The organism is Blastomonas sp. CCH1-A6, assembly GCF_001556365.1.
Classification (GTDB): domain Bacteria; phylum Pseudomonadota; class Alphaproteobacteria; order Sphingomonadales; family Sphingomonadaceae; genus Blastomonas; species Blastomonas ursincola.
This window is the reverse complement of record NZ_LSIS01000490.1, coordinates 1-3,889: the sequence shown is the minus strand read 5'-3', so window position 1 is coordinate 3,889 and position 3,889 is coordinate 1. Positions and strand designations below refer to the sequence as shown.

The following is a 3,889-nucleotide window of genomic DNA, read 5'->3' as shown; positions in this document are numbered from 1 at the left end:
CGAGGACGATTTTGAACGAACTATTGATCTCTCCTCCCGCGCGCGGGAGGAGAGAGTAAAGCTCACCCCCGTCCGAGCGGATCGAGCGCGCTGCCGCGGCGGGGTGGGGGCGGGGCGCTGCCTTGTTCGCGGGCGATCGCCTCCAGCGCGGCGATGCGGTCGCCGGTATCGGGATGCGTCGAGAACAATGCGCGCACGCCCGAGGGCACGATGTACAGCTGCGCAGCGGCCGGGTTGCGCTCGACCACCGGATTGGGAATCCGCTGCGCCTGGTTCGAGATGCGCGCCAGCGCCGATGCCAGCGCGAGCGGCTTGCCGCTGATCTCCGCACCGCCGCGGTCCGCGCCGAATTCGCGCGTTCGGCTGATCGCCATCTGCACGATCATCGCGGCAAAGGGCGCGACGAACACCGCCAGCATCGCCGCCCAGGGGTTGCGATTGTCGTCGCGGAAGAACAGGCCAAAATTAGCCAGCATAGAGACGGCACCCGCGATCGTCGCGACCATGGTCATGATCAGCGTGTCGCGGTTCTTCACATGCGCGAGTTCGTGCGCCATCACGCCTTCGATCTCGTCGCGGCTCAGCATCTGCAGCAGGCCCGTGGTCGCAGCCACGGCAGCATTCTCGGGATTGCGGCCCGTCGCGAAGGCGTTGGGCGCGGCCTGATCGATGACATAGACCCGCGGCATCGGCAGACCGCCGCGCTGCGCCAACCGCGCGACCAGATTGTAGAAATCCGGGTGGCTCTCAGCGCTCACCTCGACCGCATTGTGCATCTTGAGCACGATCTTGTCGGCGTTCCAGAAGGTGAACAGGTTCATGCCGGCCGCGAACAGCAGTGCGATGACCGCGCCGCCCGATCCACCCAGCGTATAGCCCAGAGCCATGAACAGCGCGGTGAGCGCTGCCAGCAGCATGGTGGTCTTCAATCCGTTCATCTCGGTTCAAAATCCTTGTCTGACATTGCATGCCCGGCGCTTCACATCGCGCCCGGCACGCCCCATATGCCCGGACGAAATGTAGGAATGCCGCGCCGGTTTTCAATTGATCGGCCGGCCCAGCCCAAGGGACGCAGCATGCCAGATACCCCCCGCGCGACGCGCCGCCCCGACCATGTCAAGCCGCCCGCGCATTGGGGCAAATCGCCGCCGGTGCCGGTGCCGCAGCCGATCGCCGAGCGTGATGCCGAGGAGGCGGCCAAGGGGCCGACCCGTTTCGGCGACTGGGAGCACAAGGGCATCGCGATCGACTTCTGATGATGTGTCACCGGCGATGACACGACTTTTCAACCTTTGCGCCGCATGCTATTGACACGATTGTCAGTGAGAGGGCGAGAAAGGTTGACCATGTCCGAGCCGATATTCCGTCATCCCGAGCGGCCCGTGCCGAAGTTCCGCCCGTTCCGGGCCATGCACCATTTTCGCAAGCTGATTGCGGACAAGGAAGATACCGAGCAGGTCTTCCACATCTTTCAGTGCCTGCCGCGGCTGAAGCTGGTCGATGAGATCCGCGCCTTCGTGTACAGCGATTTCGGGCGCCAGTTGCGGATGACCGAACCCTATCTGCCCGACATTCTTGACGATCACGCCCGGCTGCGTGCGATGCCCAAGGGCAGCGTCGCGCATGCCTATGTCGATTTCATGGAGCGCGAAGGGCTGTCCGCTGCCGGGCTGGTCGCGGAATATGACCGGTTCCAAGGCAACCGCCGCTATGGCGACATGGTCGAATGGTATGTCAACCGGCTGCGCGACACGCATGATCTGTTGCACGTTCTCACCGGCTATGGCCGCGACGCGCTGGGCGAGGCCTCGGTGCTGGCGTTCACCTATGGCCAGAATCCATCGCCGGGCAACATCTTCATCGCCTATATGGCCGCGCTCAACATCACGCGGACCGTCCGCAGCGATGCGCCGGTGCTGAAGGCTGTCGGGGAAGCCAAGAGGCTGGGCAAGGCGTGTCCCCGCATCGCCGAGCAGTCGATGCTCTCGCTGCTTGCCGAGCCGCTGGTTGCAGCGCGCAAGCGGCTGAACATCGATGAGCCGCGATATTACGCCCTGGCGCACGAGCGGCTGCGCGCGCGCGGCATCGATCCCTATAATCTGCTCGGCAATCCTCAGCCCGCCTGACGGCCAGCCAGCCTGAAGGTCAGTCAGCCAGCGAACGCATCGCCGTCAGCACCCGCTCGGCCCATTCGGGACGGCAGATCAGCAGGTCGGGCATGTAGGTATCCGGCTGATTATAGACCAACGGCGCGCCATCAGCGCGGCTGACGTGCAGACCGTGCGCCGCAGCAACAGCAACCGGCGCGCAACTGTCCCATTCATATTGCCCGCCGGTGTGCAGATAAATCTCCGCCTCGCCACGCACCACGGCCATCGCCTTGGCGCCGGCGCTGCCCATAGGCACCAGCTCGGCGCCCAGCAGTTCGGCGACGGCCAGTGCTTCCCTGGCCGGGCGCGATCGGCTCACCAACATGCGCGGGATCGGCGCGCCGGGTGGCAGGGGCTGCGGCTGGTCGGACCGAAGCACCAGATCGAGCCCGGGCAAGGCCACTGCGCCGATCGTGGCGACGCCGTCGATCGCCAGTGCGACATGCACCGCCCAGTCGCAGCGCGCCTCGCCAAATTCGCGCGTGCCGTCGACCGGATCGACGATCCAAACGCGGCTCTTGCTCAGCCGTGCGGGATTGTCCTTTTCTTCCTCGCTCAGCAGCCCGTCGTCCGGACGTTCGCGGCGTAGCGCCTCGCACAGAAAGGCATTGGCGGCAGCATCACCCGCCTTGCCGAGCGATTGGCCTTCCAGCCCGCTCGACATCCGTACCGCCAGCAGCGTCTGCCCGGCAGCATGCGCTAGGTGCGCGGCAAGCTCTGCGTCGTTCATGCTCATTTCAGCGGCATCAGCTGGCGGACGATATGCTCGGCCGCCTCTTCTGGCGTCATCTCGACCGTGTTGACTCGGATGTCCGGATCCTCGGGCGGCTCGTAGGGGCTGTCGATCCCGGTAAAGTTCTTCAGCACACCCGAACGGGCCTTCTTGTACAGCCCCTTCACATCGCGCGCCTCGGCCACCTCGAGCGGGGTGTCGACGAAGATCTCGACGAATTCGCCCTCGGGCAGCATCTTTCGGACCATCTCGCGCTCGGCGCGGAACGGGCTGATGAACGCGGTCAGCACGATCAGGCCCGCATCGGCCATCAGCTTGGCCACCTCGCCGACGCGCCGGATATTCTCGATCCGGTCAGCTTCGGTAAAGCCGAGATCACGGTTCAAGCCATGGCGGACATTGTCGCCATCGAGCAGGAAGGTGTGGCGGTTCATCAGGTTGAGCCGCTTTTCCACCTCGTTGGCGATGGTCGACTTGCCCGAACCCGACAGCCCGGTGAACCATAGCACCTTGGGCTTCTGGTTCTTGAGGCTCGCATGCACTTCGCGCGTGATATCGGTCGCCTGCCAGTGCACGTTCTGCGCGCGACGCAGCGCGAAATGCAGCATGCCGGCACCGACGGTGCGGTTGGTGATCTTGTCGATCAGGATGAAGCCGCCCAGCGTCCGGCTGTCGGCATAGGGTTCGAACACCAGCGGCTTGTCGGTCGCGATCTCGGCAACGCCGATCGCATTCAGCTCCAGTGTCTTGCAGGCGAGATGCTCGAGCGTGTTGACGTTCACGGTATATTTGGGCTGCTGCACCGTGACCGACACGATCTGCGTGCCGAGCTTGAGCCAATAGGAGCGGCCGACGAGCATGGCATCGTCGTCCATCCACACGATCGTCGCCTCGAACTGGTCGGCGGCCTGGGGCGGCTGGTCGGCCGTCGCGATCACGTCGCCGCGCGAGCAATCGATCTCGTCGGCGAGGCAGATCGTCACCGATTGACCCGCCACGGCCAGCT

Annotated in this window: 5 protein-coding genes; 2 read left to right on the top strand and 3 right to left on the bottom strand. The window is 64.9% G+C overall.

Going from position 1 to position 3,889, the window contains the following annotated elements:
• Positions 1-62: 62 nt before the first annotated feature.
• A complete protein-coding gene (locus AX735_RS21805; protein ID WP_171007747.1) occupies positions 63-938 on the bottom strand; it encodes a M48 family metalloprotease in 876 nt (291 codons plus the stop codon).
• A gap of 138 nt (positions 939-1,076) precedes the next feature.
• Here AX735_RS21805 and AX735_RS21800 point away from each other — a divergent pair, with 138 nt between their 5' ends.
• Positions 1,077-1,256 (top strand): DUF1674 domain-containing protein, encoded by a 180-nt coding sequence (locus AX735_RS21800; protein WP_066284733.1) that lies wholly within the window; start codon positions 1,077-1,079, stop codon positions 1,254-1,256.
• A 90-nt stretch (positions 1,257-1,346) separates the two neighbouring features.
• Positions 1,347-2,126: a Coq4 family protein gene (locus AX735_RS21795; protein ID WP_066284730.1), complete on the top strand. Its 780-nt coding sequence runs from the start codon at positions 1,347-1,349 to the stop codon at positions 2,124-2,126.
• Positions 2,127-2,145: 19 nt separating this feature from the next.
• On the opposite strand, the gene AX735_RS21790 is transcribed toward AX735_RS21795, so the two are convergent.
• Together AX735_RS21790 and cysC are read right to left on the bottom strand one after the other, a co-directional pair.
• Positions 2,146-2,880, bottom strand: a complete 735-nt coding sequence (locus AX735_RS21790; protein ID WP_171007748.1) for a 3'(2'),5'-bisphosphate nucleotidase CysQ — start codon at positions 2,878-2,880, stop codon at positions 2,146-2,148.
• A gap of 2 nt (positions 2,881-2,882) precedes the next feature.
• A partial coding sequence (cysC, locus tag AX735_RS21785; protein ID WP_156447577.1) for an adenylyl-sulfate kinase occupies positions 2,883-3,889 on the bottom strand: 1,007 nt, incomplete at its 5' end.

Coding starts and splice junctions, on each gene's coding strand:
- AX735_RS21805 (WP_171007747.1), bottom strand. CDS start 938: ATGAACGGATTGAAGACCACCATGCTGCTGGCAGCGCTCACCGCGCTG.
- AX735_RS21800 (WP_066284733.1), top strand. CDS start 1,077: ATGCCAGATACCCCCCGCGCGACGCGCCGCCCCGACCATGTCAAGCCG.
- AX735_RS21795 (WP_066284730.1), top strand. CDS start 1,347: ATGTCCGAGCCGATATTCCGTCATCCCGAGCGGCCCGTGCCGAAGTTC.
- AX735_RS21790 (WP_171007748.1), bottom strand. CDS start 2,880: ATGAACGACGCAGAGCTTGCCGCGCACCTAGCGCATGCTGCCGGGCAG.